Annotated in this window: 24 protein-coding genes; 6 read left to right on the forward strand and 18 right to left on the reverse strand. The window is 68.3% G+C overall.

Annotation, left to right across the window (positions count from 1 at the left end; all coding sequences use genetic code 11):
* Positions 1–2 precede the first annotated feature (2 nt).
* The gene (locus QX204_RS20325) at positions 3–971 is read right to left on the reverse strand and encodes a DUF389 domain-containing protein (RefSeq protein WP_301901505.1); all 969 of its coding nucleotides are present in this window, start codon (positions 969–971) and stop codon (positions 3–5) included.
* Between the two features lie 75 nt (positions 972–1,046).
* Entirely contained in the window at positions 1,047–2,855 is a 1,809-nt protein-coding gene (aspS, locus tag QX204_RS20330) for an aspartate--tRNA ligase (RefSeq protein ID WP_301901506.1), read from the reverse strand.
* Between the two features lie 209 nt (positions 2,856–3,064).
* Between aspS and QX204_RS20335 the strand changes: the two genes are divergently transcribed.
* Together QX204_RS20335 and QX204_RS20340 are read left to right on the forward strand one after the other, a co-directional pair.
* Positions 3,065–3,991, forward strand: a complete 927-nt coding sequence (locus QX204_RS20335; RefSeq protein WP_301901508.1) for a KPN_02809 family neutral zinc metallopeptidase — start codon at positions 3,065–3,067, stop codon at positions 3,989–3,991.
* A 48-nt stretch (positions 3,992–4,039) separates the two neighbouring features.
* Positions 4,040–4,534, forward strand: a complete 495-nt coding sequence (locus QX204_RS20340; protein ID WP_301901510.1) for a hypothetical protein — start codon at positions 4,040–4,042, stop codon at positions 4,532–4,534.
* Between the two features lie 57 nt (positions 4,535–4,591).
* Here QX204_RS20340 and QX204_RS20345 read toward each other — a convergent pair whose 3' ends face one another.
* Positions 4,592–6,220, reverse strand: coding sequence for a hypothetical protein (locus QX204_RS20345; protein WP_301901511.1), 1,629 nt, complete (start codon positions 6,218–6,220; stop codon positions 4,592–4,594).
* On the reverse strand, positions 6,217–6,546 hold the full coding sequence (locus tag QX204_RS20350; RefSeq protein ID WP_301901512.1) for a type VII secretion target: 330 nt from the start codon (positions 6,544–6,546) through the stop codon (positions 6,217–6,219). Before QX204_RS20350 ends, QX204_RS20345 begins: the two co-directional genes overlap by 4 nt.
* A 192-nt stretch (positions 6,547–6,738) precedes the next feature.
* On the opposite strand from QX204_RS20350, the gene QX204_RS20355 reads away from it, so the two are divergent.
* Both QX204_RS20355 and QX204_RS20360 read left to right on the forward strand, forming a co-directional pair.
* Positions 6,739–7,713 carry an NAD-dependent epimerase/dehydratase family protein gene (locus QX204_RS20355; RefSeq protein ID WP_301901513.1) on the forward strand — a complete coding sequence of 325 codons (975 nt, stop codon included), beginning with the start codon at positions 6,739–6,741 and terminating at the stop codon, positions 7,711–7,713.
* Positions 7,714–7,744: 31 nt separating this feature from the next.
* Positions 7,745–8,758 (forward strand): Rv2578c family radical SAM protein, encoded by a 1,014-nt coding sequence (locus QX204_RS20360; protein WP_301901515.1) that lies wholly within the window; start codon positions 7,745–7,747, stop codon positions 8,756–8,758.
* Between the two features lie 42 nt (positions 8,759–8,800).
* Here the strand turns inward: QX204_RS20360 and QX204_RS20365 are convergent, their stop codons facing one another.
* Together QX204_RS20365 and hisS are read right to left on the reverse strand one after the other, a co-directional pair.
* Complete coding sequence (locus QX204_RS20365) at positions 8,801–9,448, reverse strand: hypothetical protein (protein WP_301901517.1); 648 nt, start codon at positions 9,446–9,448, stop codon at positions 8,801–8,803.
* 79 nt (positions 9,449–9,527) lie between these two features.
* Positions 9,528–10,799 carry a histidine--tRNA ligase gene (hisS, locus tag QX204_RS20370; RefSeq protein WP_301901518.1) on the reverse strand — a complete coding sequence of 424 codons (1,272 nt, stop codon included), beginning with the start codon at positions 10,797–10,799 and terminating at the stop codon, positions 9,528–9,530.
* Positions 10,800–10,884: 85 nt separating this feature from the next.
* On the opposite strand from hisS, the gene QX204_RS20375 reads away from it, so the two are divergent.
* On the forward strand, positions 10,885–11,781 hold the full coding sequence (locus tag QX204_RS20375; RefSeq protein WP_301901520.1) for a peptidylprolyl isomerase: 897 nt from the start codon (positions 10,885–10,887) through the stop codon (positions 11,779–11,781).
* 240 nt (positions 11,782–12,021) lie between these two features.
* On the forward strand, positions 12,022–12,576 hold the full coding sequence (locus tag QX204_RS20380) for a hypothetical protein (RefSeq protein WP_301901522.1): 555 nt from the start codon (positions 12,022–12,024) through the stop codon (positions 12,574–12,576).
* Positions 12,577–12,635: 59 nt separating this feature from the next.
* Here QX204_RS20380 and QX204_RS20385 read toward each other — a convergent pair whose 3' ends face one another.
* The 12 genes from QX204_RS20385 to QX204_RS20440 form a co-directional block, all read right to left on the reverse strand.
* Entirely contained in the window at positions 12,636–13,061 is a 426-nt protein-coding gene (locus tag QX204_RS20385) for a DUF4913 domain-containing protein (RefSeq protein ID WP_301901524.1), read from the reverse strand.
* Entirely contained in the window at positions 13,058–14,884 is a 1,827-nt protein-coding gene (locus QX204_RS20390) for a type IV secretory system conjugative DNA transfer family protein (protein ID WP_301901525.1), read from the reverse strand. The genes QX204_RS20385 and QX204_RS20390 overlap by 4 nt, the downstream gene beginning before the upstream one ends.
* 31 nt (positions 14,885–14,915) lie before the next feature.
* Positions 14,916–15,419, reverse strand: coding sequence for a hypothetical protein (locus tag QX204_RS20395; RefSeq protein WP_301901526.1), 504 nt, complete (start codon positions 15,417–15,419; stop codon positions 14,916–14,918).
* A gap of 59 nt (positions 15,420–15,478) precedes the next feature.
* Positions 15,479–17,134: a peptidoglycan DD-metalloendopeptidase family protein gene (locus QX204_RS20400; protein ID WP_301901527.1), complete on the reverse strand. Its 1,656-nt coding sequence runs from the start codon at positions 17,132–17,134 to the stop codon at positions 15,479–15,481.
* Positions 17,135–17,195: 61 nt separating this feature from the next.
* A complete protein-coding gene (locus QX204_RS20405) occupies positions 17,196–17,504 on the reverse strand; it encodes a transposase (protein WP_056810706.1) in 309 nt (102 codons plus the stop codon).
* A complete protein-coding gene (locus tag QX204_RS20410) occupies positions 17,501–19,855 on the reverse strand; it encodes a hypothetical protein (RefSeq protein WP_301901529.1) in 2,355 nt (784 codons plus the stop codon). The genes QX204_RS20405 and QX204_RS20410 overlap by 4 nt, the downstream gene beginning before the upstream one ends.
* 7 nt (positions 19,856–19,862) lie before the next feature.
* Positions 19,863–21,359, reverse strand: coding sequence for an SCO6880 family protein (locus QX204_RS20415; RefSeq protein ID WP_301901530.1), 1,497 nt, complete (start codon positions 21,357–21,359; stop codon positions 19,863–19,865).
* A complete protein-coding gene (locus QX204_RS20420) occupies positions 21,356–22,807 on the reverse strand; it encodes a hypothetical protein (RefSeq protein ID WP_301901531.1) in 1,452 nt (483 codons plus the stop codon). The genes QX204_RS20415 and QX204_RS20420 overlap by 4 nt, the downstream gene beginning before the upstream one ends.
* A 56-nt stretch (positions 22,808–22,863) precedes the next feature.
* Entirely contained in the window at positions 22,864–23,679 is an 816-nt protein-coding gene (locus QX204_RS20425) for a DUF8175 domain-containg protein (RefSeq protein ID WP_301901533.1), read from the reverse strand.
* Positions 23,676–24,272, reverse strand: coding sequence for a DUF8175 domain-containg protein (locus QX204_RS20430; RefSeq protein ID WP_301901535.1), 597 nt, complete (start codon positions 24,270–24,272; stop codon positions 23,676–23,678). The genes QX204_RS20425 and QX204_RS20430 overlap by 4 nt, the downstream gene beginning before the upstream one ends.
* Before the next feature lie 8 nt (positions 24,273–24,280).
* Positions 24,281–24,535: a hypothetical protein gene (locus tag QX204_RS20435; RefSeq protein WP_056810720.1), complete on the reverse strand. Its 255-nt coding sequence runs from the start codon at positions 24,533–24,535 to the stop codon at positions 24,281–24,283.
* Positions 24,535–24,828, reverse strand: a complete 294-nt coding sequence (locus tag QX204_RS20440; protein ID WP_056815437.1) for a hypothetical protein — start codon at positions 24,826–24,828, stop codon at positions 24,535–24,537. Before QX204_RS20440 ends, QX204_RS20435 begins: the two co-directional genes overlap by 1 nt.
* Positions 24,829–24,888 lie beyond the last annotated feature (60 nt).

The raw sequence follows: 24,888 nt of genomic DNA on the forward strand, positions 1-24,888 counted from the left end.
GGTCAGCGTTCGAGGGTGGTCCGCATGCCGATGGCCCGCTTGAACCGGCCGATCGGGCCCCTCTCGTCACCCGCCTTGGGCCGCAGCTCGAGCACCACCACTCCGGCGATCACGATGCCAACCAGGTTCACCGCCAGCTGACCGGCCGACTCGAACGCCCGGTGCCACTGTCCGAGCGTCGCCGCCACCACCGCGTACCCGGCGGCGGGCACGGTCGTCACCGAGATGAAGACACCGATCAGGGCCGCTGATTTCGCGGTGACCAGCGACAACATGCCTGCCGATCCAGCGAGCAACGCCACGACCAACGAGAACGGACCGACCTCGTAGATGAAGTCGACGTTGTGCGCGTCGATGATGCCCTCGGTGGTGATCCAACCGAGATGCTCCCACACGATCGTCGCGCCCAGCGTGACCACCATCGCGATCGGGAATGCCACCGCCAAGGCGATCATCGAGCGCCGCGCCAGCCGCCAGTTGCGGCGCACCAGCGCCACCGACAAAGCCGCCAGGGGACCGAACTCCGGGCCCACCACCATCGCGCCGACGACGGTGACCGGCGAGTCGGTGGCCACTCCGATCGCGGCCAGCAGGCAAGCGATGGTCAGGAACGCGACGAAGGTGGCGTTGAGCGAGGATTCCTCGCGGGTCTCCTTGAGCAGTTGCTCCCAGATCACCGCGTCGCTCGGATCACCGGGCGCCGCCCGGACCGCGCGGTCCGCGGCGTCGGAGAGCACCGCGTCGACCGGGCCGAGGGTGATCCCGCCGTGCTCGACGATACCGAGCGCCTTCACGTCGGCGAGCACCGTGTTGCCCGCCTCTCGCGCCACGTCCGCCTGGACGAGATCGCCCACGGGGTCGAGCGCGACCCCGCGCATCACCGTGAGGTGGGTGACACCGGCGTCGGCTTCGAGGATCCGCACCAGCTCATCGGTCTGCTCGGGAGGGCTGATCACTCGAAGATGTAGCACCGGTGTCCTCCTGATCGGTATCGCCGTGGCGATACGGGAACTGACCAGAAGGTACCGGGCTACCTCCGAGGACCGCTATTTCTCGGCCGCAACAACTTTCGCCGCGTCGGTGGCCTTGCCCTTGACCTCGGGCTTGGCGTCGATGCCTGCTTCCTTGCGCTGCTGCGCGGTGATCTGCGCGGGCGCGTCGGTGAGCGGGTCGACACCGCCGCCGGTCTTCGGGAACGCGATCACCTCACGGATCGAGTCCTCACCGGCCAGCAGCGCGGTGATGCGGTCCCAGCCGAAGGCGATGCCGCCATGCGGCGGGGCGCCGTAGGCGAACGCGTCGAGCAGGAAGCCGAACTTGTCCTGGGCTTCGGCGTTGTCGATGCCCATCACCGAGAACACGCGTTCCTGCACATCGCGACGGTGGATACGGATGGAACCGCCGCCGATCTCGTTGCCGTTGCACACGATGTCGTAGGCGTAGGCCAGCGCGGAACCGGGGTCGGTGTCGAAGGTGTCGAGCGACTCGGGCTTGGGCGAGGTGAACGCATGGTGCACCGCGGTCCAGGCCGAGTGGCCCAGTGCCACGTCACCGCTGGCGGTGGCCTCGGCGGCGGGCTCGAACATCGGGGCGTCGACGATCCAAACGAAGGCCCAGGCGTTGGGGTCGATGAGGTCGCACTTGCGAGCGATCTCGCCGCGTGCGGCACCCAGCAGGGCACGGCTCGACTTCACCGCACCGGCGGCGAAGAACACGCAGTCGCCCGGCTCGGCGCCGACCTGCTTGGCCAGGCCGTCCCGTTCCGCGTCGGTCAGGTTCTTGGCGACCGGGCCGCCCAGGGTGCCGTCTTCGTTGATCAGGATGTAAGCCAGGCCCTTGGCGCCACGCTGCTTGGCCCACTCCTGCCAGGCATCGAGCTGGCGTCGCGGCTGGCTCGCGCCACCGGGCATCACGACCGCGCCCACGTACTCCGACTGGAACACCCGGAAGGTCGTGTCCTTGAAGTAGTCGCTGAGCTCGGTGATCTCGACGCCGAATCGCAGGTCGGGCTTGTCGGAGCCGTAGCGCCGCATCGACTCCGCGTAGGTCATGTGCGGGATCGGGGTGACGATGTCGTGGCCGACCAGCTTCCACAGCGCGGTCAGGATGTCCTCGGCCAGCAGGATCACGTCGTCCTGGCGCACGAAGCTCATCTCGATGTCGAGCTGGGTGAACTCGGGCTGACGATCGGCGCGGAAGTCCTCGTCGCGGTAGCAGCGCGCGATCTGGTAGTAGCGCTCGATGCCACCGACCATGAGCAGCTGCTTGAACAGCTGCGGGCTCTGCGGCAGCGCGTAGAAGCTGCCCGGCTGCAGGCGCGCGGGGACCAGGAAGTCGCGCGCGCCCTCCGGGGTGGAGCGGGTGAGCGTGGGGGTCTCGACCTCGACGAAGTCGTGGCTCGCCAGCACTTCGCGGGCGGCGGCGTTGACCTTGGAGCGCAGGCGGATGGCGTGGCCGGGGCCTTCGCGGCGCAGGTCGAGGTAGCGGTACTTGAGGCGGGCCTCGTCGCCGGGGGTCTCGTCGAGCTGGAACGGCAGCGGCGCGCTCTCGTTGAGCACGACCAGTTCCTTGGCGTCGACCTCGATCTGCCCGGTCGGCAGCTCCGGGTTCTCGTTGCCGTCGGGACGCCGTTCCACCACACCGGTGACCTGCACACAGTATTCCGCGCGCAGCTTGTGAGCCTGTTCGGCCGCCTCGCCCTCGCGGAAGACCACCTGCGAGACGCCCGAAGCGTCGCGCAGATCGATGAAGGTCACACCACCGTGGTCACGACGCCTCGCCACCCAGCCGGTGAGGGTGACGGTCTGACCGGCGTGCTCGCCTCGCAGCGAACCAGCCAAGTGGGTGCGCAGCACGGTATTCCTTTCGACAGACTTTCACGGACTTGTCGCACCGGCGCAGATGACCGGGTGCACTGCCATCGTAGTGAGACACGGTGCCCGAGTGAAAACCGATATCTTCGCCATCGTGTCAAGCTTGTGACACCTGTCCGCCGTCGCCGCTCCCGCCGACGGTGAATCATGCTGTGAGGCAGCTGGACAACCGAGCGAAGGCGAGTACCGCGATGACCTTCAACGAAGGTATGCAGATCGATCCCGGCCGGGCTTCCTCGGGTGGCGGACCCGGCATGGGCGGCAAACTCGCCCTCGGCGGCGGCGCGGGCGGTCTGATCCTGTTGGTCATCACGCTGCTCCTCGGTGGCGATCCCGGGACGGTGCTCGGCAACTTCACCGGCGCGCAGAGCGGGCAGCAGGCGCAGCCGGGGACCGCGGGGACGCCGGCACACTGCAAGACCGGCGCCGACGCGAACAAGTACGTCGACTGCCGGGTGGTGGCCACCGCGCAGAGCCTCGACGCGGTGTGGTCGGTGCAGCTGCCGAAACAGACCGGCAAGAACTACATCGAGCCCGAGCTGGTGCTGTTCACCGGCGCCGTGAATACCGGGTGCGGCAATGCCACCAGCGACGTCGGGCCGTTCTACTGCCCGGCCGACCAGACCGCCTATTTCGACACCGCCTTCTTCCAGGAGCTGACCGACCGGTTCGGCGCGAGCGCGGGACCGCTGGCGCAGGAATACGTGGTCGCGCACGAGGTCGGCCACCACATCCAGAACCAGCTCGGCGATATCGGCAAGGCTCAGCGCGATCCGCAGGGCGCGACCTCCGGTGCGGTGCGCACCGAGCTGCAGGCCGACTGCTACGCCGGTATCTGGGCCAACTTTGCGGACAAGCAGCCCTCGCCGGGTGGCGGGCAGCCCTTCCTCGAACCCCTGTCCGACAAAGATATTCGTGACGCGCTGTCGGCAGCCAATGCCGTGGGCGATGACCGCATCCAGCGCTCCGCGGGTCGCGGCGTCAATCCCGAGTCGTGGACCCACGGGTCCTCGGATCAGCGGCAGAAGTGGTTCCTCGTCGGCTACCGGACCGGGTCGGTGCAGGCCTGTGACACCTATTCCGCGCGGGACCTCGACAACCCGCCCGGGCTACGCTGACTCCTCGAACGCGATACCCACGCACTGTCTTTCGATCGAGGGGAACCCATGCGCCTGACCATGACCGGACTGCTCGTCTGCGCTCTCGCCCTGCCCGGCGCGGGCGCACTCGCCCATGCCGATCCGGCGCCACTACCGTTGGTGAGCCTGACCACGATCCCCGACGGCTGGTCACAGCGCACCGACCTGCGCCCGGTCCTGCAGATCTTCGCCGACGGCGAGGCCGTGCACCAGCCCGACGCCGTGAGCAAGGACCGCAAACCCGAGACCGCGCCCAAGAAGGTGACCGGAAAGGTTGCCTCCGACGTGATCTCGGCCGCGCGTGAGGAGATCGACGCGCTGAAGGAGATCGATTTCGGCATTCCGGCCGGCGATAACAGGGGCACCCAGATCATCGACCTGATGCCCGACGATCCGGCCGGCGAAGTCCACCTGGTCGTCTACTCCCCCGAGGCGTCCGATGGCCTCAACCCGGAGCAGAAAGACGCGCGCAAGCGCTTCACCGACCTCTACAAGAAGCTGGTCGACGCCTTCAAGAGCTGACCGTTCGACGCTGAACCGACAGGGGCTCGCCGGTTTCCACCGGCGAGCCCCTTCGGGTCAGAAGCGATCTGCGGTCGCGTCCTCGTCGCGTTCGTCCTCGTGGACGGCACCGATGACGTCGGGTGTGGATTCGCCCAGCGGACCGGTGAGATCGTCGTTGCCGGTACGGCTCTGGTAGGGCTGCACGGTGCGACCGTGTTCTTCCTCGTTGTTGCCGCGCCCCGCGCCTGCGCCCGCTCCCGCGCCGCCCATCATGCCCGAGGTACCACCCGTGCTCGCGGCCGTGGTGGTCCCGGAGCCCATCGCATTGACGGTGGGCATCACCCGACCGGCGGGAACCGCCGCACCCGGCAGGGCCGCACTGGTCTTCGGAGTACCCGCGCTCGGGGTGCCGGCGGAACTACCGCCCGCACCGCCCCGTGCGGTCCCGAGAGCGCCGAGCGAGGCGCCGGAACCGCCGCCGCTGCCACCGGAACCACCGGTGCCGAGGCTCGACGCCGTCGTCGAGCCGGGAGTGGTGGTGCCCGTGGTGGTGCTCGCCGCGGTGGTGGAGGAGTCGCCGCCACCGGTGAGGGCTTCCTCCGCCTGGGTGAGCAGCGGTTCGCCGATGTTCTCCGAGGCCGCGGAGAGGACTTCCTCGGGCGAGGGCAGGCCGCTCTGACTGGCGAGTTGCCCGACGACGCCGCTGAGTTCACCGGTGTAGCCCATCAACTGGCCACGGGTGACATTGACGACCGACACCGCTTCACCGAGATGCGTGGTGGCCAGGCCGATCAGGGTGGCCTGGGTCGGCGGCAGCATGATCGTCGGCGCGAGCGCGGTGGCCTGGGCCGCGAAGGTGGTGGCGATGGTGGTGAGCTGCGCGTTGCCGGTCTGCACGACAGCGGCCGCCTGCTGGGTGAGCGCGGAGATGTCGATACCGCGCTGGCTGGTGTCCTGACCCTGGGTCTGCGCCTGCTGGCTGGCGGTGGTCGCCGCGTCGGCGGCCTGGCCCTCCCACACCTGTTGGACGGTCTTCACCCCGCCTTGGGCCAGGCTCATCGCCTGTTCGATCACCGCGGAGGAGTTGCTCAGGATCGTGGTCGGGTCCAGCCCGCTGAAAACACCGGTTCCGAAGCTGCTGAGCAGGTCGAGGAACGGCTGGAACAGGGTGTCGATGCCGGGCAGCGCGGGCAGCGACAGTCCGTTCATCAGCGCGGCGACCGGATCTTCGGTCAGTGTCGTCGCGGCGGCGGACGTGCTCGCGCCGGAGGTGTTCGCGGCACCGGCGCCCGATGTGCCGGTGAGCGCGGACTTGGCCTGATCGAACGCGGTCAGCGCGGCGGCCGACGCGGGCGCCGCGACCTGAGCCACCGTGCCCTGCAAGCCACTGAGCGCGGACGAGGCATCCTCGGCGACGCCGGACAAAATGTCCTGGGGTTCCACGCCGGTGCCGAGCCCGCCGAGCCCACCCAACCCGGCGGGCGACATGCTGCCGTTCTGGGCTTCGTCGGTGATCTTCTGCGCGAGCGTGAAGACCGCTTCCTCGTCGGCCGCCACATCCTCGGGCACCTGCATCAGCGACACGTCGAGAATCGCCTGCGAGTCGAGCGGTACCGCACCCAGCACCGACGCGGTCGCGGCATCGGCAGCGGCCATGGCGGCGTCGGGAGCGATGACGCCGGCGTCCGCACTCAGCGGCTTCACGCAGGGCCTCCGAGCCCGGCAGCCTGACGCGCGAGTTCGGCGGCGTTGTCGATATCGGTCGTCTCGAAGGTCACCGACGTCTTGAAGGCCGCGTCCGAGAGCGAACTGAACTTGGCCGACAGATCGTTGATGTCCTTGGCCTGCAACGCTTGTGCGGCCGCGAACATCGCCAGGTAATCGGCGCCGATGAGACCGAACACCGGCGTTGCCGCCGACACGCTGGCGACCAAGTCGATATTGCCCGCCGCGGCGACCTGTGCCGCCACCCCGCCATTGGTCGCCGCGAACGCGGCGACCTCTCCGGTTTGCACCGAGAGATCAGTCATGCGAATCCCCCCAACTCGTCGTGAAAAGTCTGCACTACAGAAGGCAACGGCGGACGCGAAACTCCCGACGCGACCGCCCAACTGCGATTGGCGCCAAATATAGCCGAACTCGCCGACAGTTTTCGAGTCGTGCCACCGTCGATCTGGGCGATCGACTATCAAAACTAGAACATGTTCTATATCCTCGGGCTCATGAAGGTCGCAGTGACCGGCGCAGCCGGCTACCTCGGTACCAACTTGATCCCTCTGCTCGTCGAGCGCGGCCACGAGGTCGTCGCGATCGACCGCGTGGCCCCGACCACCGCCGATCCGGCCGTGACCTGGGTCGAAGGCGATGTGCTCGACCCCGTGTCGATGCGCACGGTGCTGGCGGGCGCCGAGGTGGTCTACCACCTCGTCGCGTTGATCACCCTCGCCGAACGCAACGATCTGGCGTGGCGGGTGAACACCGAGGGCGTGCGCGTCACCGCCGAGGCGGCGCTGGAATCGGGAGTGCGCCGGTTCGTCCACACCAGCTCCATCCACGCCTTCGATCAGTACCGCGCGGGTGGACACATCGACGAGACCTCCGGCCGCTCCGACGATCCCAGCCTGCCGGTGTACGACCGGTCGAAGTGGTCCGGCGAGCTGGCGCTGCGTCCGGTGATCGAACGCGGACTCGACGCGGTGATCGCGAACCCGACCGGCGTCTACGGCCCGGTCGACCACCTGGACCGGCTCTCGCGCATCAACTCCGCCGTCGGCCAGGCGATGCGCGGCCGGGTTCCGGTGATGATCGGCGGCGGCTTCGATCTGGTCGACGTGCGCGATGTGGCCCACGGCCTGATCCTGGCCGGCGAGAAGGGCCGCACCGGCGAGAACTACCTGCTCGGCGGCGAGATGACCACGATGGTCGACCTGTGCCGGATGGCCGCGGCCCGCACCGGCGCCAAGGGTCCGCGCTTCGTCATCCCGGCGAAGGCGGTCGGCGCGATGATGCCGGTGCTCGAGCCGATCAGCAGGCGCCTCGGCTCCGACATCATGTCCAAAGCCGCGATGGGCGCGCTGATCTCGGCGCCGACCGTCGATCACGGCAAGGCCGAGCGTGAACTCGGCTACCGCCCGCGTCCGACCCTGGAGACCGTCAACGACCTCGTCGACTTCCTGCGGGCGACGCGTCAAGCTTGACACCTGTTCGAACAAATGTTCGACTCGTGGGGTGCGGTGGCAAGCTCAAACCCTGGACGCCGATGACGGCGCGCTGCCCGGCCTGACCAGGGCCGGGCTGGTTCGCTCCGTCCGCACCCCCGAGTTCGACGGCATCACCTTCCACGAGGTGCTGTGCAAGAGCGCGCTGAACAAGATGCCCGAGAGCTCCGCGCTGCCCTTCCGCTGGACGATCAACCCGATGCGCGGCTGCTCGCATGCCTGCCGCTATTGCTTCGCCCGCGGCAGCCACGAATATCTCGGCCTCGACGCGGGCGAGGATTTCGATTCCGAGATCGTGGTGAAGACCAATATCGCCGCGGTGCTACGCCGTGAACTCCTGCGTCGTTCCTGGCAGCGCGAGGCGGTGGCGCTCGGCACCAACACCGACCCGTATCAACGTGCCGAGGGCCGATATCGCTTGATGCCCGGCATCATCACCGCACTCGCCGATTCGGGCACACCGTTCTCCATCCTCACCAAGGGCCCGCTGCTGCGCCGCGACCTCCCGCTGCTCACCGAGGCGGCCCGGCGCGTCGAGGTGAGCGTCGCGGTGTCGATCGCCATTCTCGATCCCGATCTGCACCACAGGCTCGAACCGGGCACCCCCGAACCGCGCGCTCGCCTCGACCTGGTCCGCGCGCTGGCCGACGCGGGTTTCACCGTCCATGTCATGGCCGCCCCGATCATCCCCTGCCTCACCGACAGCCGAGCCCACCTCGAGGCCCTGTTCGCCGCGATCGCCGACGCGGGCGCAGCCAGCGCCATGGCCTTCCCGATGCATCTGCGCGGCCCCACCCGGGACTGGTTCCTCACCTGGCTCGCCACCGAACACCCCGCGCTCATCCGCCGCTATCGCCAGCTCTACGCCCGCGGCGGCAACGTCACCCCGCTCTACCGCGACTGGCTACGCGACCGGGTGAACCCCCTGCTGACCCACCACGGCCTCCGTCAGACCCAGGGCCGCACAACACCAGTCACTCCCCCGGCCACGCCGCAGAGCGCGCAACTCGCACTCTTCGGCTGACCGCCACCAGAACTCCGGCGCGCAGAGCCGACAACGACAGATTCAGCCGAGCGCGGCGACCTCGGAATCGCTGAGAACCACCGGCGAAACACTGTCCTTGCTGCGCACCGACCGGACCGCGCGATACAGCGGGCGTTCCTCCAGACCCGCGTCGCGCGCCTCGGCGCGCAGCTGCTGCACCAGCACTTCCGAGATCGCGACGGCGGCGACGAGTTCGCTGGCTGCGAGCGCGTCGGCGAGTTTTCGCAGGCCGAGCAGGTGCAGTTCGCGCCCGCTGGCCACGTCGGTGTACATCGCCAGGGGCACCAGTTGGGTGTCGCCGCCCGCGGTGACCCGCAAGCTGATGCGACTGAGCCGTCCGGGGTACACCAGCAGGTGCACGCCGGTGGCGTCGGCGAGGTCGAGCGTGTGTTCGCCGAACAGGCGATGTGCACGGATCACGGTGCCGCTCAACCACATTCGGCGACGCTGGAACGCGAATACGTAGCCGATGGTCGGGACCGCGACGGCCAGTCCGATCAGGATCGCGTACGGCCGGCTCAGCCAGATCGCCGACAGCAGCGTCGCCCCGACGCCGACCCCGAGCGCGGCCAGTGCGAGCCTGCGCAACATCGGCGCGAACACCTCGGGGGCCACCAGGTCGATACCCACCGGTTCCGTCGCCGACGACTGCCCCGATTGCCCGTCCACGATGACCCTCTCCGCCTGCCACCGGCACACCCGGTGTGGCGCGGTCAGATTACCGCGCCCACCGACCTCAGCAGCGGTGCTACCCGAGCTCCTCGCGCAGCACCGCCACGACGCCGTCGAGCGGGACGGAGCGCTGCTCGCCGGTCGCCATCTCCTTGACGCCGATGGTGTTCTCGGCGAGATCGCGATCACCGAGCACGAGGGTGTATTTCGCCCCCGAACGGTCGGCGCCCTTCATCGCGCCCTTCATCCCGCGTCCGCCGTAGGCCAGGTCGACGCTGATGTCGGCCGCGCGCAGCTCGCCGGCCAGCGCGACCAACTTCGCCTTGGCGGCGTCACCGAGCGCGACGCCGTAGACCTGGCAGCGCGCCGGATCGGCCGCCGACTTGCCCTCGGCCGCGAGCGCCAGCACGGTCCGGTCGACGCCGATGCCGAAACCGATGCCCGACAGCGGCTGCCCACCGAGTTCGGCCATCAGCCCGTCGTAGCGCCCACCGCCGCCGATGCCCGACTGCGCGCCGAGCTGGTCGTGCACGAATTCGAACGTGGTCTTGGTGTAGTAGTCCAGGCCACGCACCATGCGCGGGTTCACCACATACGGCACGCCGAGCGCGTCGAGGTGCCCGAGAACCTGCTCGAAGTGGGCCTTCGCCGACTCCGAGAGGTGGTCGATCATCAACGGCGCGTTCGCGGTCAGCTCACGCACTTCCGGACGCTTGTCGTCGAGCACGCGCAGCGGATTGATCTCGGCACGGCGCTGGGTCTCCTCGTCCAGCGGCAGCCCACGGAGGAACTCCTGCAGCAGTTCGCGGTACTGCGGACGGCACGTCTCGTCGCCGAGCGAGGTGATCTCGAGGCGGAACCCGTCCAGGCCGAGTGAGCGGAACCCGGCGTCGGCGATCGCGATGACCTCCGCGTCGAGGGCGGGATCGTCGATGCCGATCGCCTCGATGCCGACCTGCTGCAGCTGCCGGTAGCGACCGGCCTGCGGGCGCTCGTACCGGAAGAACGGGCCGGCGTAGCAAAGCTTCACCGGCAGCTGGCCGCTCTTGTCCAGACCGTGCTGGATCACCGCGCGCATCACGCCCGCGGTGCCTTCGGGACGAAGGGTGAAGCTCTCGCCGTTGCGGTCGGCGAAGGTCCACATCTCCTTGCTGACCACGTCGGTCGACTCGCCGACACCCCGTGCGAACAGGGCGGTCTGTTCGAATACCGGCAGCTCGACATGCCCGTACCCCGCCAGTCGTGCGGCGTGGATCAAGCCGTCGCGCACGGCGACGAACTCGGCCGAACCGGGCGGCAGGTAGTCGGGGACCCCCTTCGGGGCGGTGAAGCTGCTGGTCTTGGTCACGATGGTCCAGTTTTCCCCACGGGCGCCCTCCGCGTCCAACCGGTTACCCTCTAGACGAACCTGACGACACGGGAGGAACGCGGTAGTGCCGAGTAACGAACAGCGACGGGCGGCGGCCAAGCGCAAGCTGGAGCGCCAGCTGGCACGACGGGCCGAGCAGGAGAAGAAGCGCAAGCGCTTGACGATCGCGGGCTCGGTACTGGGTGTGATAGTCGTCGCGGCCGCCGCGACCGGCGTGTATTTCCTCACCAGAGGCGACGACAGCGAGTCGGCGACCGCCGAGTCGTCCTCGGCGGTGCCGACGACCCAGTTCGTCAACACTCCCCTCGACATCCCCGGTCCGCCGCCTGCCGCGGCCAAGCCCGCGACCGTCGACTGCAGCTACCCGGTGGACCAAGAGCCCCCCGCGAAGCCCGTCACCGCGCCCGCCACGACGTCGGTCGCCACCGACGGTCCCGAGGTCAAGGTCGCGATCGATTCCACGCAGGGCCCGATCGGGTTGTCGCTCAACAGCGCACAGGCGCCCTGCACGGTGAACTCGTTCGTGAGCCTGGCCCAGCAGGGCTACTTCGACAAGACCAGCTGCCACCGCATCGTGGCGACGCCGGGCTTCGGCATCCTGCAGTGCGGTGACCCCGCGGCCACCGGCATGGGTGGCCCCGGCTACAGCTTCGACAACGAGTACCCGACCGATCTGTTCGCCGCCGGTGACCCGGCGCTCCAGCAGCCGGTGAACTACAAGCGCGGCCTGGTCGCCATGGCCAACGCCGGTACCTCGCCGGAGGGCAAGGGCACCAACGGAAGCCAGTTCTTCCTGGTCTTCGGTGACACGCAGCTGCCGCCGAACTACACCATCTTCGGCACGATCGACGAAGCGGGCCTGGCCACCTTGGACAAGGTCGCGGGCGGCGGCGTCAAGGGCGGCGCCGAGGACGGCGGGCCTGCCATCCCGATCTCGTTCAACACTGTCAAGGTGGGCTGACACCGGCTTTTTCCGCGACACGACGGACCGGACGCGCTCGCGCGTCCGGTCCGTTTCCGTTTTTCGGGCCCCGACGTGGGAAGAAGATCATCAGAGGCTAGGCAACCCTACGATTCGTTCCGCCCGCAACCCGCTCACCCGCATTTTTTCGCCCCCCGGTCGGCCCCACCGGACATCGCATCGTGTCCTTCGCGCGGTAGGCTCAGATGTCCACTTCCACAGCAGCATCGGGGAGCAGTCATGGCGGAACTCGACGACATCGGCAGCGAAACGGCGTCCATGATGCGCATCATGCTGCAGATGGCCACCCTGGTTGCCCTGAAGTCTCGTGAACACGGTCAGAAAGACGCCGAGTCACGCGCGAAGGCGATCGAGGCCAAGATGAAGGAAGCGCGGGAGCTGCAGATCCGCGAGGCGCGCGATCTCAAGGCCAAGGACCCGCGCAATGTCGAACTCGTGCAGATGATGTCGGTGGGCTCGCGCACGGTGGAATCGCGTGGTGTCGAATCACGCGGCGTCAGCCTCAACAAGGAGTCGGGCTCCCCGTTCGCGGCGAGCGCCGCGGCGACACCAAGCGTCGGCTACGACTCGGCCGAGCGGCGCTCGGCGATCGCGGCACATTTGCAGCGTGCCGGCGTCGCTCCGGAGCTCACCCAGGTTCGGATGCTGGTCGAAATGGGTCAGGGCATCTCGCCCGAGGAGGCGATCCGGTCCCGGGATACGGTCATGCGCGCTACCCTCGCGCGCCAGCGCGGCGAACGCGGGATCGAACGCGGGATCGAACGCGGTCGCTGATCCGACTCTTCAGATGCTCGGACCCCTTACCTGGTGACGGGATCCGAGCATCCACTCGGTCAGTCCGGAACGCGGCCCTTCTGCCAGAGCCGGTCGATATCCGGACTTCCGAACATCTGCGCGTCCGCGCCTTCCGGCTTCTTGAGCGGCAGCGGTTCTAGCATCCCTTTGTGCCCATTGCGCACACTGCAATACTTGAACGGCCCTTTCGGATCGAACAGCTTGGTCATATGCGGGTCCGCATGGTCGAGGAACCACACACTGATACCGGTTCCGCCCTGCAAACGGTGGTGTTCCCAGGCCTGCCACAGCGCGCTCAACCGGATCACGGCCTCACTGTGATGCCACCATTCCGGACACCACACCGTGTCGCTGATATCGGTGACCTGACGACGATAGACCTGGCTCAAGTACTCGGTGACGAACTCGTACACACCCTTGTAGCCGTTCGTAATCTCACCATTGGCAACGTTTTCCTGGCTCACAGCGGTTTGACCTCCTCGACTTCACCGATTTCTTCCGGCGGAACGGATTTCGTCATCGACGGGGACCCGAAATGGTCCTCGATCCGGGTCTTGCGAGTCGGGTCGTTCTGCTCGATCGACCTCTTTACCGCGTTGGCGTAGTCCGATTCCCACCACGGCACGGTCCGCACCAGAACAGCGGGCTGACCGGAGGTGAACACGACGGCGCGACCGCGCGGTAGCGTCGCCAGGCCCTGCGCTGTGAAGGTCACCGAGGAGCTCAGCGAACGCGAGTAGCTCTTGCTGTTGCCCGACTGCGACATCGACGCGGAGATCGAGTCGTACTCGCCGATCGCCTCGGACCGATCGCGGAGGAAGGCCATGTCATCGACACCGCTACCGAGAACTTTGATATTGGCGGCCGACCACAGCGCGCTCATCCCGGCCTCACCCCAGCACCGTGCACCCTGGGCCCACGACTGCAGCACGGTCATCACCACGATGCCGCGCGACCCGAAGTGGCTGTACTGCTTGGGCAGGTCCTTCCAACGCACCACGTTGGCCGCCTCGTCGAGCACCGCTAGCAGCGGGATCGGCAACCGCCCACCCGACGACCGCGAGGCCTTGCGCATGGCCACATCGATGACCGCCTCGGTCAGCGCGCTCACCAGCGGTGCGGCCGAACCGCGCCCCTCGAGCGACAGGCAGTACAGCGTGCCATTGCGTTCGATGAATTCCAGTTCGTCGAACTGGGGACGAACGCCGTCGGCGGGCGTGATCCACGGATGCACGTTCGACAACTGCAAGCAGCGAATCATCTTCTTGGCAGTACCGAAGATGCCGCTCCTGGTGCGCTCGTCAGCGTTGTACTGCATGGCAAGCCCGGACGCGGTGAAGTGGTGTTCAGCGCTGCGCAGGTGTTCGATCGCCTCGGTGTTCTGCGGGTTGGTCACCCATTCCCACACCTGGGTGATCGGTTTGCCCGCGATCGCGGCGGCGAGAAAGAACGCGGCGAGCAGGTCCTCGGCCTCGGGATCGAAGAAGTTGTCGCCGTCGTCGGCGCTGCCGCCCGTCTCTGCGTCGGCGAAGTGTCCCGCGAGCCGAGCCGCCCGCATCTCGCACCCCTCGGTGCGGAAGTTGACCCAGCTCAGCGGATCCCAGAACCAGGTCGGTCGTTCACCGGCGACGCCTTGTGGATCGAACACGAACGTGCGACTTCCCTTGTCTTCCTGCACATCACGGGTCGCGTCGACCACGTCTCGCTTGTTCGACGTCGCCAGCACAGGCCCGATCGCGGAGAGGATCGCCGGAATGACCCGCGAGGTGGATTTGCCCTGTCGCGGGCCCCAGATGTCGAGATGCAGGTCTTCGTAGGAGCCGTAGAGCGGGGTGCCATCGGCGACCGCGATGCCGATCGGTACACCGGGTGAGTCGTTGGAGCCCAGCTTCATACCGAGGGCGGCCGCCTTTTCCCTGACTCCGGCCTCGGTGATCGACGCGATCGCACTACCGCTGCCCATGTGCTCGGCCTTGTCGTCGACCGCCAACCGCCCAACAACCGCCCGCTTCTGCAACCGCTTGCGGATCACCACATACGCGATGGCCGACCCGATCACCAACAGCACGATCACCGTCGACGCACGCGGCCAGTGCAGCTTGCCTCGCGCCAGATCGGCGACCACCGCGATCGGGTTGATCGGAATGGACTGCGGCACAACCGCCAGCGCGTTGCCCAGATGTAGGGCGACCGCGAGGGTGATCAGCACCGCGAACCCGAACACGATCATGATCAGCGTCGTGTCGGGTCCGACCGCGGCCGGATCCGTCACCTTCTTCTTCGCCACGGGTGCCTCCTTGTGTGGACGTGGTGGGTGGTCAGCGGAACGCGTCGAGGCGCCAGCCTTGCGGCGTCTGCACCACGGTCGCGATGACCGTGCTCGGCGGTAGGGCTTCGGTGCGTCCGTTCGGGTAGACGACCGTTTGTTCGATGCCGATCTTGTACTGCGCCACGGCGGGATCGGCGCTCGCGGGCGCCGGCTCCCCCGAGGCGAAGGTGAACGCCTCGACATGTGCCTTCGCCCTCGCCCAGTCCGCCCACTGCAGCGACGGTTTCGGGGTCTCGGTGGCACCGATCGAGCTGTCCAGCATACGTATCATGCTGGGCCCCAGCCATTCTCGCGCGCGCTGCAGCGACGATCCCGGTTGCTCGGTGACGGGGTTCCACGTGTAGACCTCGCGCAGGGCGACGACCGCGACCCCGTCGGGAGTGGTCGGGTCGACCGCGGCTTCGAGCAGGCGGGTCGTGGAGGTGGCCTCGGGGCGCGTCGGTTCGGCGTCGCCGCCGCAGGCAGGGACCGAGAGCAGCACAACCACGAGCATCACCGCCCCACTTGTGTGGATTCGTGTTCTCTCCCACCAGGTTATCGCTGGTCGCGCCCTCACAACACCCTCCTCGCCCGTGCGTCGCCGGGCACCGCCACCTCGGCGACACCCCCACCACCACGATTGCTCGTCGGCGGGACCGCCTGGATCTGCCTGCCGTTGCCCGCGTAGATCCCCACCTGGGTCGGTCCCTGCCGTCCGAACCCGCTGAACACCAGATCACCGACCGCCGCCTTCGCGATCGGTACCTCCCGGCCTGCCTCCCACTGCTGTTCCGCGGTGCGCGGCAACGTGACCTCGCCCGAGGACGCGGCGAACACCGCCGCGGCCGTCAGTCCCGGCCCGTCGAATCCGCCGCCGCTCGGCCCTTGCGCGCCGCCGCCGCCCCACACGTACGGGGTGCCGAGCCAGTCGTGGGCGGCCTCGACGATCTGTTCGCCGTCGCTCCCCTGCCCCGGGGTGAATCGGCCTTGCGCACCGGGCGCTCGATACTGCGGCTCCATCGACAAGATGTTGGTGACGTAGGGCCTGGTCTCGGAATAGTGCGCCGCATACTGATTGGGCATGCCCCCGGAGGCCAGCACCGCGCCCTCACCGGCGTTGTAGCCGGCCAAGGTGAGCGCCGTCAGGTCGCCCGAGACGCGACCGGCGGCCATCCACCCGGCGATCTTGTGGGCGATCGCGCACATGTAGCGGGCTTGTCCGATGATCGCGTCGCCGTCGTCCCACACGCTGGCCGAACCGTTGCCGTCGGCATCGATGACGTAGGGCTGACCGTCCTCGGGATTGATACCGGCCGCCGTGCCCGGCAGGAACTGGGCCAGGCCCTGGGCACCCGCGGGCGAGGTGAGTCCGCGCCGGAATCCCGACTCCTGCTTGGCCTGCGCGGCCAGCAGCGACGACGAGATCTCCGGGCACACGGTCCCCGCGCGGCGATACCAGATCTCGAGCTCGGCGGGCACCTTCCCGTCGGCCAGCGCCCCACCGGCGCTGCCGAATCCGCGCACACAGTTCGGATCGCTCGAGAACGCCCGCGCGCCGCCGACATCCGGGGTGGGCGCGCCGTCGAGCCACGGCATCGGGTCGATCTGCCGGCCACCGGTGAACCGGCCGCCGGGCACGATCTCGAAATGCAGGTGCGGGCCGCTGGATTCGCCGGCCGAACCGACCATCCCGATCGGCTGGCCCGCGGTCACCGTCTGGCCGGTGCGCACCTTGACGCCCGCGTCCCACATGTGGCCGTAGACCGCGGAGTAGGCGCGCCCGTTCGTGTCGACGGAATCGACGACGATCCAGTTGCCGAAACCCGAAGCGGGACCGGCGGCGACGACCCTGCCGTCGGATACCGAGTAGATCGTGGTCCCGTCGGTGGCGGCCATATCGATGCCTTTGTGGTCGCCGCCGCGCGAACCGAACACGTCGGAGACGGTGAAGGTTCCGATCTCGAGCGGCAACGTGCGGCGCAGCGGACCGACGCCCGCGGCCAACACCGGCGTGCCGGTGACCGCCGGATTCGATGTCGGCGCGGCAGCACTGGTCGCGCCCGCGCGATTGTCGCCGCCGAGTTGGGGCAGCGTCGGCACCGACGATCCGACCAGCACATCGCCGGTTTCGCAGGTTTCATCCGAGGACGGCAGCACGATCACCAGCACCAGCGCCACCAACCCGATGACCGAACCGAGCGCCGTCATCATGATCGTGCGGACGTTCACCGGCCGCCTCCCCGCGTTCCGCGGCGGGCGCCGACTTCGGCAACGTCCGCCGCGGCGGAGTTCATGTGCGTCGCCGGGACTCGTTGAGCGTGTCGGCGAGCGTGCGGTTCATCTCCGCGGCGGCGGCCAGCTGTTGTTGTAGCAGCGCCACTTTGCGGCGTAGCGCGGTGGCGTCCATCCGGTCCAGGCTCGGGTCCTGGGTCGCGCGGACCCAGTTGCGTACCGAATTGGCGTGCACGCCGATCTGTTCGGCGACCATCCGGCACGCCTCGGATTCGCTGCGCAGCTTGTCGGTCAGCGCGACCACCTGGGCGACGGCGGCATTGCGGACCTCCGGCGAGACCCGGCGATAGGACCGGTGCGGCATCATTGCTCACTCCCGTTCGAGTAGTCCGGCGTGCCACGTGGGTTGTCGCCGAACTCGCTGAAGCGCTGATTCGTGTCGTGGATTCCGCTTTCTCGTTCCGACACCGTGAACTCCATGTGGAAAGGGATACCGGGTCGACGATCCTCGCCGACCTTCAGCAAGAACTTTCCGGTACCGGGCGGCGAGGGCCGCTGCTGGCCGGGCTTGAGCGCCTCACCGGTGAGGGCCTGCGGCGCCGACCAACTGGTCACCATCTCCTGCTCGGCCGAGGTGAACGGCACCGTGGAGTCGAGCCTGCTGATCTCCTCGGCCGGCAACGCGCCGAAGATCTTGGCGCGCGCGCGTTCCAGGAAGCCGATGGCCTTGGCGATCGCGGCGTCCGAGCCGAGCGCCTGCAGGTCCTTGATGGTGTGGCTGATCATGATCAGGGCGGTGGCCAGGCCGCGCTGCAGACGGGTCAGCTCGTCGACGCGGTCGACCATGAAGTCGCCGAGACCGAGCACCTGCCACAGCTCGTCCATCACCACCTGGAAGTAGCGCTGTGGGCCGAGGTCGGCGTCGGCCAGCACGTGCGCGGCCTCGACGGAGGCGAAACCGTCTGCCCAGCAGGCCAACATGACCGCGGCCTTGAGCTTCTTGTCGCCGCTGGGGATGTGCGAGACGTCGATGCACACCGCGACGGCGCTGGTGTCGATGGGAACGCTGGTCTGGCCGTTGAAGATCGCGCCGAACGGGCCCTGGGTGAGCGCGCGCAGCGAACGGCGAAGCCCCTTGATCGCGTTCTGGTATTCGTCGCTGTTGTCGGCGCCCGCGTCGAGCATCATCTCGGCGCCGCCGCCGACGATCACCTCGAGCAGGTTTTCCATGATCGGCGGCTTGTCGGGGGTGAAGCGCCCTGGCTGATACAGGATGCGCAGCGCGGTGGCGATCAGCGTTTCCTCGAAGTCGGCCACGCGGGCGCCGCGGACCAGTTCCACCAGGCCGGCGATCAGTGTCACCTGCCTGGCCCGCAGATCCTGCAGCACCTGACGTTGCAGCGCGGGTTTGTCTTCCAGGCGCGGCACTACCGAGCCGAGCACGCCCGCCGCCAGTGGATTCAGCTTGCCGTGCCCGTAGCCGAGGTCGATCACCTGACCGCCGACGAGTTCGACCATCTTGCGGTAGTCGGGTTTCACGTCGGCCAGGATCAGCGGGGTGATGCCCTGGGCGATGCCGCCGAGCACGATCCGGCGCACGAGCGAGGACTTGCCGAAACCGTTGAGCCCGAGCACGAACAGGCTGGGCGCGGTGATGAAGCTGCCGCGCATGAACCAGTTCATCGGATCGAAGCAGACCGGGGCACCGGTGTGCAGATGCGAGCCGAGCGGGGTGCCGATCAGCGGCGCACCGGCACCGACCGACCACGGCCACAGGCCCGCGACCTGGGCGGTGGTGGCCCGATACTCCACCGGACGGCCCACGACGTTCATCTTGCCGCCGCCCGCGCCGGAGTAGCCGCGGTCGGTCAATTCGGCGGTGGTGCGGTCGAATCCGTCCTTGACGACGGCCTCGCTGCGGGCGTTGGCGTTGTTGCGACGCAAGTCGTCGGTGTGGATACGGAAGGTCGCCCACGCCGCCCGCAGACCCGACTGCTCCCGGGCGATCATCTCGTAGCGGGCGCGTGTGGCGTCGTCGAGCAGCGAAGGGCCCGACTGCGAACGCCGGTCCGGCTTGGTCGACTTCGCGGACCGACCCGAGCCCATCGCGCGGTCGGCGGCCTCGTCGGGCCGGATCGCGCGCACAGCCTTCGCGGGCCTCGGCTTCTTCTTCGTCAGCTTGGGTTCGGCCTGCTTCGGCCGTCGACGCGGATCAGCTTGGGGGCGTTGGTGTTCCAGACGTGGGCCGTGGTCCTCGTCGCGCAGCCCACGTTCGCCCCGCGCCCGTGCGGCCCGCTCGGCATCGGGATGCGGGCGCCGAGCGCGCCGCTCCCCCGTACCTTCGCGGCCGGGAGCGCGCGGTCCGTCACCGCGCCCGCGCATCTCGTCACCACGGGAGCGCACGCGACCGTCCTCGCCCTCCCTCGGCCTGCGTGGTTCCTCGCCGCGCGGTCGGGTCGGGCGGACTCGGTCGGCCCGCGGTTCCTCACGCGACCTGCGCTCACCCGACGGACGTTCTTCGGGCACGCGTGTTCCCCGCGCCGAGCTTTCGCGCTCGCGTTCGGTGCGCTCGTCGAGGCCGAGCACGTCGTCGCTCACGCGCGGCGCACTCCCCGCGGGCCGTGGCTCGCGTTCGCCGCGGATGCGCGGCGGCCGGTGGACCGGGCGCAACGCGACATCGTCGCGATCGCGCACCGGGGGTTCGTAGTCGCGTCCCATAATCGCCTCACCCCGCCAATGCCTTCGGAATGGTTGCGTGTTCGGGCAGGATCACACCGCAACCGAGAGATGCCGCGAACGCCGCGGACTGGTACCGGTAGCAGCGCCGGATCTTGAGCCGAGCCTGTGTGGAGAGGTCACGGGTGATGGCCTCGATGCGTGGCAGGTCACCGCGCAGCGGCTCGGTGATGGTGACCAGCGCGCCGAAACGGGTGACACCGTGTCCGCGTGCCTGTTCCTCGCGCGCCTGCTGGGTGGCGCCGACCCGCAGCGTCGCCGCCGCCGAGACCACACCGCGTTCGCTCTGCTGCGCGACGAGCGCGTTCTTGAAGTCGTCGTCGACGATCTCGGCTGCGTCGGCGGCCGAGTGCGGCCGGTAGACGATCGCGATGCGTTTGCGTGGCACTTCGGGATTGGGCGCGAGCAGCCGCTGCAGCACCCGCTCGTCCACCGCGCCCTCGGGCGCCGCGTCCATCTCCCAGGTCACCGAGCGGCCACCGTCGTGGATCAGGTGATCCCACTTCTCGTCGTAGGACACCGGGCCCGCGTCGTCCCAGCCGAGGCCGTGCCCACCGGGATCGGCCGCGGCCACCTCGAGATCGGCCTGCGAGGCCGGGTCGTAGCTGCGGCGGATGAAGGAGATGACCTCCTCGGCCGACATCGGCTGCGCCCGCACACCCGCCTCGGCCAGCGCCGCGCAGATGCCGGGCAGCCTGCGCCCGATCTCCACCGCTTCCTCGGCCGGATTCTTGCGCCGCTCGGCGGTCGTCGCCTTGAACGTGATCGCCACTCGCGGCAGCAATTGCACCCGCTCCTGCGGCAATTCGGTGGCCAGCTCGTACATCACCTGCTGGGCCAGCTCGGGCGCTTCGGGGCGGGTGATCGTGGACACCTCGTTGAGCAACCGGTTTCCGGTCTCGGGCACCGTGTCGATCACCGGCACCACCGCGACGATGTCGCTGGTCTGGCCGACCGAGGCGAGGAAGGTGCCCCAGGCCGCGACCCAGCGATCGATCACCGGTTGGTCCACGGCCTCGTGTCCCTGCGGCCAGGCCCGCAACACCACCGTGTACTGCGCGAACGCAGGCAGATGGATCATCCCGAAGTGATAGCCACCGGCGTCGATGCCTTCGTAGAGCTTCGACGGCGCGAGCAGCCCTGGCAATTTCGTGACACCGCCGGGGATCCGGGAGAACCGGCCGCCGCGATACACGTGCTCGCCGTTGTTGCGCGAGCGCCTCCAGTTGAACATCATCAGTCCCGTCTCATAGCCCGAGCGGCCCCCCGTCCGCCACACCAGGGGCACCATGACCAGCGCTCCGAGCCCGCCGACGATGAAGCCCCATTTGAATCCACCGACCATCGCGCAGATCAGTGCCGTGATCACCACGACGAAACCGATCACGGTCTCTTCCCAGCGCAGGCCGAAAAGGCCCGCGCTGCGCGGTTTCTGCCACAGCCCGTACGAGCGGCGCTCGTAGGTGTCGGTCGCCGATGTCGTCATCGCGGAATCGTGCTCCTGCCGAGGTCGGGTGAACGATTCGACCAGCGGTCACCGGCGACGTCGCCCATCGATTGGTCCGCGCGCCCGGTGGTGTTGGCCGCGGTCCGCGCGGCCGCCACATTGCGGGCCGCGCCCGCGGGCACCGAGCCCGAACTGGTCGTCGCGGGTGCGGGCGCACCGCCGCGCGGTGGTGGCGTCGGGCGTGGCGCGCCGCCACGGCCGCCACCCGTGCCGCCGCCGGGCCCACCGGGCCGCGGACCCGCACCGCCACTGCCGAAGTAACCCGCCGAGCCGGGTGCCGCCGCGGGGCGGGAGGCGACGGCCTTGGTACCGATCGCACCCAGCGCCATGGCACCGACCGCCGCACCACCGGCCACCATCAGACCCGAACCGCCGGTGCCGACCGTGGCCACCGCGGGTGCGACCAGGCGCATCAGCGCGGGCAGCACGAACGCCACGCTGCACAGCAGCACCAGGGCCACCAGCATCCGCTGCGCGTCCTCACCGCTGGGCAACCCGCCGGACTCCGTGGTCTCGTCGACGTGGCCCGCGGTGGTGAACGCGATCATGTACACGATCGCGGCCACCGGTTTGAACAGCATGAACGCGATGATCCAGCCGACCAGTTTCTGATACGACTGCTTGCCCGTTCCGGTCGCCGACGCGGCGGCTGCCAGCGGCAGCACACCCGCGGCGACCACGAGCAGACCCTGCCGCACGATGGCGAGCACGATCTGGGCGAGCGCGCCGAGCAGTCCGACGATGGCGATGATCAGCACCAGACCCGGCGAAAAAGCCTGCAATTTACTGGTTTTCACCATCAACTCGGCCATGTTCTTGGCATTGCCGCCGGTGGCGTCTTCGATGATCCACTCGGAGAACTTGTCCGAGGCCCGCGTACCCGCGACGATCACCGCGCCCAGCATCCACGAACTGAACACCACTCTGGCGAACAGGCGGAACGATTCGGCGGCTTCGCTCACGGCCGCCCCGCGTCTGGCTTCGGCCAATCTGCCGCCGGTGATGATCACCGAGGCGATCAACAGCAATATCTGGATCTGATAGGTGTAGTCGTTGATCTTGGTGAACAGTGCCCCCGAGTCGCTCACCGCCTCGTTGGGCACCTTCATCCAGAAGGTCAATGCCAGGATCAGCGCCTCACCGAGGCCCTTCATCAGCGAGTCGACCACCTTGCCGAAGGTCGAATCCCACGCCTTGTCCTTGACCGCGGTGGCCGCCTCGCCGGGATGGGAGGCGGCATTGCCCGCCTTACACACCGCCGATGCCGCATCGCCGAGCGAGACTCCGGGGATCGCGACACTGTCGAGGGTGTCGTGCAGTTCGTTGCACGCCTCGTCGAAGCCGTAGGTCTGGCCGTAGGCCACCGTCGGCGTCGCGATCATCACGGTGAAGATCACCGCGAAAATGGTGACGATCCGCCTCAGCATAGTTGGCACCCCTCGATGGTCCGCGCGGAATCGATCCGGGCTGTGCTGTACCTCGATCACCATGTCGTCCACCCCGCCAGCGATTCCACGTACTCGGTCTGGGTATTTGCTGTCGTCGATGGTTTGAGCCGCCAGTCACCGGCGTCCCACACCACGATCATCCGCATCGCGGCGTATAACTGCTTGCCGTCGATCACCGGGCCGCGCGAGGCGAGCCGCACGATCGCCAGATCGTCGGCGAAGTCGTCGATCTTGAACGCGTCGGAAGCCACGAAGTACTGGGTCACCTTCTTCGGCTGCTGGGCAGGCAGTTTGTCACCCGACAGCGCGGAGTCGTAGGCCGCCAGTTGTGCTGTGCTGACCCGCAATTGCGTCACGTACAGGTCCCGGTCGCCCGGACGGGCGTTGAGCCGGTAGGTGATCTGCGCGGCGGCCAGCGCGGCGCCCTGCGGGGTGCGCGCGTAGCCGACGGCGAGTCCGTCTTCGATCCGCGACGGCCCGTCGGAGGTGGAGAACGGCACCGACGCGCCGAAGACGCGCTGCCAGCCGTGCGGTTTCGTGGTGCCCCTCGGCGCGCCTGTCAGCCAATCCGGGTCCGTGGCGGTACGTTGCGTACCCGGTTCCTGGGCCAGCGGCTGACCCGCCGGGTTGTTCGGGATGTCCACCCGCCTGCCGAGCAGGTCGACATCGGGTTCGGCGAAACCCGTTCCGCCCTCGGCCTGGGCGGGCGGCGGTGCGTTGTCCACGGCGCTGTCGCCGTCGCGACTGAAGTACACGACGGCGCCGACGACCATGATCAGGGCGAGCAGGGCACCGGAGGCGATCATGCCGAAGGACGCGCGGTCGCGCGTGCCCGGCTCCCTCTCGCTCACTGTGGTGCCTCCAATGTCACGATGTCTTGCGGTAATTCGTCGATCGGGTCGACCGGTCGGTCGACCGAGCGCGGATCGGGTAACTGCAGTCGCCAGTCTCCGCCGTACCAGCTGACCGTGGTGTGGTTCACCGCCCGTGACCGGTCGGAGTATTCGGTAAAGACGTCGACTGTCGTTCGCTCGTCACGATATTCGGTAATTTTGTAACCCAACAATTTCGGCGCGTACTCCGCCGTGGCGGGTCCGGTGATCGACAGCTGTACTCGGTTGATCGCCCACTCGTCACGGGCCGGTCCCGGGACCAGTTCGGCGTTCACCACCTGGGCCCACTGACTGTCCGGCGCCACCGACAACCGGATGGTGTGGGTCAGCGCCGCCAGCCCTGCCCCGCGTGGGGAATGCTCGAACCCGGTCGCGGCGCCCTGGTCCACCGTTTTCGGGCCCTGGTCGGTGTGTGGCAGGGGGATGCCCTGGTAGTCCTGCCAGCCGAGCCCGGTCGGTGCGGCCGTCAGGTCGAGGCCGGTATCACCACCGCCACCACAGCCGACGGCTGCCGCGAGCAATGCGATACCGACCGCAACCGGTCGTGTCACTGTGGAATTCATGCCGGCAGGAAGGCCAGCGCGATCGCGGACGCGGTACTGGCCACCGAAGCACCGATCAGACTCATCAGGACGCCGTGTGAGGCGTCGTTCACGGCGAGGTCGCTGCGGAACGCGATCCACAATCGACCCGCCGACAGGATCATCCAGGCCAGGCACGACAGCAGGACGAACCAGAGCAGCCAGTTGAGCAACTGCATCATCGGCGCCAACACGTCGGCCGGGATCTGTTTGTAGGCGAGCACGGTGATCACTAACCGATGACCGCACTCATGATCGTGCCGGCGCTGGTCGCGACGACGCCACCGATCATCGCGCCCGCCACCATCTTCGGCGATTCGAGACCACCACCGGTCCAGCGCTCCCACGCGAACTTGCCGCCCGCGTAGGTGATGCCGCAGATGCCCGACAGCAGGACGAACCAGGTGAGGTAGCGCACCAGCTGCAGAATCTTCTCCGAGCCGGGCGGAGCTTCCGGAGTCGGATTACCGACTTGGGCCAGCACGGTGCCGTACGTGTCCTGCACGGCGAGGAGGAGCATGCTCATCGGGTGCCTTTCTCCCACTGTAAAGGTGTTGTGCCACAAACACTTCGACGACGACACACG

This window comes from Nocardia sp. PE-7 (assembly GCF_030486425.1).
Taxonomy (GTDB): Bacteria; Actinomycetota; Actinomycetes; order Mycobacteriales; family Mycobacteriaceae; genus Nocardia; species Nocardia salmonicida_A.